This is a genomic window from Pedobacter miscanthi (assembly GCF_003315595.1).
Lineage (GTDB): Bacteria > Bacteroidota > Bacteroidia > Sphingobacteriales > Sphingobacteriaceae > Pedobacter > Pedobacter miscanthi.
Genome location: NZ_QNQU01000006.1, coordinates 261,002 through 268,090 on the forward strand (window position 1 = coordinate 261,002; position 7,089 = coordinate 268,090).

5 protein-coding genes are annotated in these 7,089 nt (G+C 39.6%); 2 read left to right on the top strand and 3 right to left on the bottom strand.

Features of this window, described 5'->3' with window-relative positions; genetic code table 11:
- Window positions 1-189: 189 nt before the first annotated feature.
- Window positions 190-1,194, bottom strand: coding sequence for an LLM class flavin-dependent oxidoreductase (locus DRW42_RS09355; protein ID WP_113948551.1), 1,005 nt, complete (start codon window positions 1,192-1,194; stop codon window positions 190-192).
- Window positions 1,195-1,321: 127 nt separating this feature from the next.
- Window positions 1,322-1,804 carry a GNAT family N-acetyltransferase gene (locus tag DRW42_RS09360; protein WP_113948552.1) on the bottom strand — a complete coding sequence of 161 codons (483 nt, stop codon included), beginning with the start codon at window positions 1,802-1,804 and terminating at the stop codon, window positions 1,322-1,324.
- An 829-nt stretch (window positions 1,805-2,633) separates the two neighbouring features.
- Here DRW42_RS09360 and DRW42_RS09365 point away from each other — a divergent pair.
- On the top strand, window positions 2,634-3,236 hold the full coding sequence (locus tag DRW42_RS09365) for a hypothetical protein (RefSeq protein WP_113948566.1): 603 nt from the start codon (window positions 2,634-2,636) through the stop codon (window positions 3,234-3,236).
- Window positions 3,237-4,556: 1,320 nt separating this feature from the next.
- Here the strand turns inward: DRW42_RS09365 and DRW42_RS09370 are convergent.
- Complete coding sequence (locus DRW42_RS09370; protein WP_113948553.1) at window positions 4,557-6,152, bottom strand: S41 family peptidase; 1,596 nt, start codon at window positions 6,150-6,152, stop codon at window positions 4,557-4,559.
- 313 nt (window positions 6,153-6,465) lie between these two features.
- Here DRW42_RS09370 and DRW42_RS09375 point away from each other — a divergent pair, with 313 nt between their 5' ends.
- The gene (locus tag DRW42_RS09375) at window positions 6,466-6,909 is read left to right on the top strand and encodes an SRPBCC domain-containing protein (RefSeq protein ID WP_113948554.1); all 444 of its coding nucleotides are present in this window, start codon (window positions 6,466-6,468) and stop codon (window positions 6,907-6,909) included.
- Window positions 6,910-7,089 lie beyond the last annotated feature (180 nt).

Below are 7,089 nucleotides of genomic sequence, written 5' to 3' on the forward strand. Positions count from 1 at the left end.
AATATGGAACTCTATTCTGCGCAAATCAGAGATATCCGCGGGAACAAATTATTAATAAAAAGTTTCGTCATTGCGAGGCACAGCCTGCCCCGATTTTGCGGGGAAGCAATCTTAATGCGCACGCGAGGTAGCGATCGTTGTAAGATTGCTTCGTCGGCTGAAAAAGCCTTCTCGCAATGACGGCCTATTTTACCCAAACAACCCTGCAAAAATCTTATTCGAATGCAGTTTCGCCTGATGATCATAAATATGCGAAGTGCTCATAATTTCATTCACACCATAAGTATTAATGAATGCTGTTAAATTTTCTTTAATGGTTTCGCCGCTGCCGATAAAAGAATAGTACAACATCTGCTCTACTGCTTCTTTTTCCATGCGGTCCCAATATTGATTAATATCTTCTACCGGTGGTTTTAATAGCTCTCTTTTGCCTGTAATTACGCCTAGAAACATCCGCTTTACAGAACTCGATAAACGTTCTGCTTCCTCATCTGTATCAGCTGCCACCACATTTACACAAGCCATTACATAAGGTTCCTGCAAAAATGCCGATGGTTTAAAATTGTTGCGGTAAATGGAAATGGCATGTTCGAAATAGGTTGGTGCAAAATGGCTCGCAAAAGCGTAAGGCAAACCTTTTTCTGCGGCCAAACGGGCACTGTCGGTACTTGATCCTAAAACCCAGATCGGAATATCCAAACCTTCACCGGGGATAGCCCTTACACTGGAGCGGTTATTTGAAGCCGAAAAAAGCTGCTGTAATTTTTCTATATCCTTCGGGAAGTTGTGGGCAGCATTAAAATTTTCGCCACGGATAGCCATTGCAGTAATCTGATCGGTACCAGGCGCTCTGCCCAAGCCCAAATCAATACGGTTTGGATAAAGTGAAGCCAATGTACCAAACTGTTCGGCAACAATTAAAGGTGCATGATTGGGCAACATAATGCCACCAGAACCTACGCGGATACTTTTTGTGCCGCCGGCAATATAACCAATTAACACAGCAGTAGCCGAACTGGCCACACCTGCCATATTATGGTGTTCTGCAAACCAATAACGAGTATAACCCAAACTTTCTGATTGCTGAGCCAAATCAAGACTTGCTTTAAAAGTATCAGCAGCAGTATAACCGTCTAAAACCGTTGCAAGATCGAGAACAGAATAAGGTATATTTTTTAATGAGTGATCAGCCATAAACTAAAGGGATAAAAATCTACGCTGCAAAAATATCTTTATTCGTGCCAAGTATAGTTCATCAGAGTTGATATGACGTTTAACCTACACTAAACTTACGCAGCGATTAAATTTCTACAATAATCGACTACAATACCAACAGCATCCATACATTACAGGCAAAATGGCCTGAATGACCAAGCGGCGCCGAAAGTTTTTTAAATCCGGCTTTTTCATACATATAAATGGCCGTAGTAAGCTCGGGGAAAGATTCTAAATACACTTCGTTATAACCAAAATGTTGTGCCGATTCGATACTTTTTTCCATCAACAGTTTACCAATGCCTTTTCCACGAGATGCAGCAGAGGTGTACAGTTTTACAAGTTCTGCGCAGCCATCAGGCAAACCAGCTGTTGGATAAATGCCGCAGCCACCAATAATCTCCCCATCTTCTTCTGCTATCCAATAAGCTGATCCGGGTTGTTCGAAAAGTGTAGAAAGATCATCCGTTGTGGGATCGGTATATACGGTTCCTGGTTTATCGATCTTAAATTCCCTTAAAATCGTCCTGATCATTTCTGCGGTTGCTTTATTATCTGCTGCTTCTATTTTCCTGATGGTAACGGCCATGTTGTTTTATTTTCCGACAAAGTTATTGTTTTATTGCGGAATGCTGGTTAACTGGTTAACTGAACATAGTTTATTATTGTTGAATTGTTTGATTGTTGGTTAACTGTATAAATCGGTTAACTGGTTAATTGGGCGTAGTTTGTTATTGTTTTATTGCTGAATTGTTTGATTGTTGGCTTGTAATTTATTGTTTTATTGCTAGATTGTTTAATTGCTGGAATTTACTCGTCAGTTACCACCTGAGCGTAGTCGAAGAGTAAAAAATTAACCAATCTTAACAGTTAGCAATTTGCAGGTAACAATAGCGCAATCAAACAATTTAGCAATTACATCGGGACAGTTCACATTAACAATATAGCAATCGCACGATACAATTAACCAGTTTAAACAATTAACCGATTAACCCTCTTTAACAGCTTTCAGTTGGCAATTTGCAGTAACAATAGTGCAATCGAACAATTTAGCAATCGCACGATATAGCAATCGCACGATACAATTAACCAGTTTAAACAATTAACCGATTAACCCTCTTTAACAGTTTTCAATTGGCAATTTGCAATAACAATAGCACAATCGAACAATTTAGCAATCGCTCGATACAATTAACCAGTTTAAACAATTAACCGATTAACCCTCTTTAACAGTTTTTAGTTGGCAATTTGCAGTAACAATAGCGCAATCAAACAATTTAGCAATCGCATGATGTAGCAATCGAACAATTCAGCAATCGCACGATATACCAATCGCACGATACAACAATCGCACGAAACAATTAACCGATTAACCATCCGCTCTGAAATAGTTTTAGTAATTTGGCGTTATGATTAACATGAAAAACACACTAATGATTTGCCTGCTTACCTTTACTATGTTTGGTTGCGGCATTAACAGACAGGCGCAGCAGATAAAAGCGCTTGAAGATTGCACCTATAAAATTACTAGCGTACAAAATATATCTATTGCGGGCACTGATGTTAAAAGATTAATGGATCAGCAGAGTTTTAGCCTGAGCAGTTTACCAGGTGTGGCTTTAGGTTTATTAAGGAAAGATATTCCGTTAAGTGCCAACCTGAATTTAGAAATCACCAACCCATCAAACAATTTAGCGGCCATTAACCAGTTCGAATATAAAATATTGGTAAACAACACCGATTTGGCAGAGGGTACCGTTAACCAGAATGTGAGCATTGCCCAGGGACAAAAAGTTATCGTTCCGGTGCAATTGGTCAGCAACATTTATGGCCTGGTATCAAACGGAAACGTTTTTAACGATATTATCAAAGCAGCACAAAAAGGAGCAAATTCTAAAGATGAAAAACTGGGTTTATTAACCATTAAAATAAAACCAACCTTTATGCTGGGTAATACACCGGTTAAATACCCGGGATACATTACCATCAATAAAGACATCAGCAGTAAAATTTTATTGTAACAGGTATAGAAGAAGTCAAGTTTTAAAAACTTGACTTCTTTTCTACATTATAGTTCAAAGTTCGAAACCTGCGGGGTTTAAAATATTTCAGGCATATCACTTTTTTTGAAAAGCAATTCCTGTGCCTCTTCGGTTGCAGCAGCCCTGTCCTCTGCTTAATCCCGATTGAAGATGATCTTTAATTTAAACATGTTCTTAAATCGGGATAACGCTGCCGGTCAGGTTTATTTAACAAAGATTGGTGGTTCTTTTTACGATGAAATTCTTCTCCTCGGTCTGTGGAGATACAGACCATGGTAAGTTAATAACCAAAGAAGTCAAGTTTTAAAAACTTGACTTCTTTTTTTTGACCACAATAGCATCTCTTTTGCGCTTATTTCACCCTTTTTGATACTTATTTTACCCTCATTGATACTTATTACACCCTCGTTGATACTTATTTCACCCTCGTTGACACTTATTTTACCCTCATTGACACTTATTACACCCTCGTTGACACAAAATAAGTTCGGCGCCGAGCTTTTCTCACCCCCATTGATACTTATTTCACCCTCGTTGACACTTATTTCACCCTCATTGACACTTATTTCACCCTCATTGGCACTTATTTCACCCTCATTGACACTTATTTCACCCTCATTGGCACAAAATAAGTTCGGCGCCGACCTTTTCTAACCCTCATTGATACTTATTTTACCCTCGTTGACACAAAATAAGCTCGGCGTCGATCTTTTCTAACCCTCGTTGACACTTATTTGCTCCGATTTGGAGCTTTTTCCACCCTCATTGTCACCTATTTCACCCTCATTGGCACAAAATAAGCTCGGCGCCGACCTTTTCTAACCCTCTTTGACACTTATTTCACCCTCGTTGATACAAAATAAGCTCGGCGCCGACCTTTTCTAACCCTCTTTGACACTTATTTGCTCCGATTTTGAGCTTATTTTACCCTCATTGACACCAGATAAGTCAGAGATCGACCTTATTTAGCATCAAACTGTCCCTTGTTGGTCGGGATTTGTAATCCCGACCACTGAACCGGGGATTTACAATCCCCATAAAAAAAGCCCGGTCAGCATTACTGGCTAACCGGGCTTCCTATCAAGAGGGAATCGCTATTTTTTATGCGGTATCATCACCATTCCTTTAAATCCATTCGGATTCCTTGTTGGTCGGGATTTGTAATCTCGACCATTGAACCGGGGATTTACAATCCCCATTAAAAAAGCCCGGTAAGCATTACTGGCTAACCGGGCTTCCTATCAAGAGGGAAATCGCNGCATTACTGGCTAACCGGGCTTCCTATCAAGAGGGAAATCGCTATTTTTTATGCGGTGTCATCACCATTCCTTTAAATCCATTCGGATCCAAACGTTCCTCTACCATTTTAATTTCTTCGGTTGATAACTTAGCTCCGGTAGAAACCGTTGAGGTACTCAAGCTTGATGTTTTTGCAGCAGGAATTACAAAAGTTCCTGTTTTTGCATAAGCCAAAGCATAAGCCAGTAAGGTTTCGGTTTCATCACCAAAAGCTTTTGTTAAATCCTCAGGCGTCGATTTATCAACCGTTAAACCTGAGTAATAACCACCAACCCCTTTCTGGTTTTTTGTTTCAAATTCAGGAATGTACATATCCAGTTTATCAATCCTAACCGGGAAAAAACCAACAGGTTTACCATAAGTGGTACTACCAATCAGTTTTACATCCATTACCGGTTTCAGACTGTTAATGGTAAGCTCACTTGCCGACGCGGTAGACCCGGTAACCAGAAAATAAATTCTGTTAAGGGCCAGCGAACCTGATTTTTCAAATTTTTCGATATTATCTGCAGCCGTTGGCGAATAATTTAAATCCGCATAAGTAGCATATTTTCCATTTACACCAGAAGTAAAAGTCTGTAGTTTCCCTGCATCATCCAACAATGGCTGATGCGCCAGTACGGATGCCTTCCGCTGTGCGGTAGTAATCGATTGCAGGTAACTGTTATAATAAGAAGTAAACATGGTATTACCTGTTTGCGAGGCTGGCGCTGCTAAATTTACGATCTGCGTTGCGGTTGATACATAACCACCCCCATTATAGCGCAAATCTACCACCAGTTCGGTTACCCCCTGTGTAGCAAAGCTCGCAAAAGCGGCATTTAGTGCTGCAGAAGCATTATTGGTAAAACTGTTAAAAACAATATAACCTACCTTCTTGGTATCAACAGTATAAACATTGGTAAACAGGATAGGATTAACGGTATAGAATGAACTGATGATAACAGCTGTTTTTGGATTTCCGCTGATATCGTTAAAAGCCAGTGTTACACTCGGATTGCTTCCAAAAATGGCACTGTTTAAAAAATCGATGTTGGTGTTGTTATAAGTTAAATTCGTTCTTCCGTTTACCGCTGTTACCTTACAACCACGCGTTAAACCCTGTTGTGCTGCAGGAGAATTGGGATACACATATTTTACCCTTAAATCTGACACGGTATTATACCCTACCGAAAAACCATAATCATTGGCCGAGCCGTTAACATCGGCTTTTAAGGCACCCGTTTTACCCGAAGTTGCGGCTGTGTAGTCAAAAAAAGAATATTTGGGTTCGGTTGAATTACTTACATATTCGTAAGGTTTACCCGTTAAAGGATCAGAAGAATACTGTGTCATGGCATAAAGCTCTGCCTCATTCGAACTAAAGCTGCGTGGTTTAAATGCATCATAAGTTGGTAAAGAAGTATTCCAGTAGTATAATTCTTTGCCATACAAAAAGATCGAATCTTTGGTCAGCTCATCGCGGGTTCCGCTTGGTGTAGGCGTAACGGGGATAACCGGTTCCTCAGGCGTAATACTGCTCTTTTTACAGGCAGAGGTCATAGCCAAAATGATAGCGCCCAGCACAACCAGGTGGGTAAATCTGTTATTTCTCATAGGTTTATTGTAGCATTATAATGTATATACGTGCTGGCTAAGCTTTAAGTTGTGTGGAAATAAAATTTATCCAGTAACTAACTAAATTTAAGTCAAAATATGGTATCGGTGAACATAAGTATCGTCGAATCACGTAAATCTACCGATTAAAATTCTCTTATTCTCAGATGATAATGTTAAAATAACAAAAATAAATCAGTCCCTGCTGCCCCTGTAAATTGTCGCCTTTGCACCGCTATCGGTAAGCGTATATTCCGGAAATTTATATCAGCTTGATAAAAACTCAATAACAACCTTATAAAAAACAAAAAAAATGGAAAAGATTGAATTTAAAACCAGCATTAATTCCCCTGCAAAAAAAGTATGGGATGTACTTTTTGGCGAAAAAACTTACCCACAATGGACGGCTGTTTTTGCTGAAGGATCGCGTGTAGAAACCGATTGGAAAAAAGGAAGCAAAGCATTGTTCCTCGATGGAAAAGGTGATGGAATGGTTGCTGTGATCAGGGAGAATATCCCGGATAAATATATGTCTGTTAAACATATCGGTGAAATAAAGGATGGCAAAGAAGAACTACAGGATTGGGGCGAATCGCTAGAGAACTATACACTGAACGAAAAAGATGGCAAAACAGAACTCCTGATCGATATGGGCATTACAAAAGAATGGATCGAATATTTTAATGAAACCTGGCCTAAAGCACTCGATAAGGTTAAAGAAATAGCTGAAAAACAGCACGATCATATTGAAACATAATAACAGCCTGTAAATTGGCGGAAGAAGTTCAGGTGCACTCAGGTAACTTAGCTGGTGAGAAAAGAAAAATCGCTGCAAATCTCCCCACTTAAATATTAAAGAATACCGATAAAACCAAAAAAGCCCTTCATTTCTGAAGGGCTTCTGGAAGTGGTGCCACCTGGATTCGAACCAGGGACA

Bases quoted from the DNA above. Each gene is read 5' to 3' on its own strand.
- DRW42_RS09355 (WP_113948551.1), bottom strand. From the start codon at position 1,194: ATGGCTGATCACTCATTAAAAAATATACCTTATTCTGTTCTCGATCTT.
- DRW42_RS09360 (WP_113948552.1), bottom strand. From the start codon at position 1,804: ATGGCCGTTACCATCAGGAAAATAGAAGCAGCAGATAATAAAGCAACC.
- DRW42_RS09365 (WP_113948566.1), top strand. From the start codon at position 2,634: ATGAAAAACACACTAATGATTTGCCTGCTTACCTTTACTATGTTTGGT.
- DRW42_RS09370 (WP_113948553.1), bottom strand. From the start codon at position 6,152: ATGAGAAATAACAGATTTACCCACCTGGTTGTGCTGGGCGCTATCATT.
- DRW42_RS09375 (WP_113948554.1), top strand. From the start codon at position 6,466: ATGGAAAAGATTGAATTTAAAACCAGCATTAATTCCCCTGCAAAAAAA.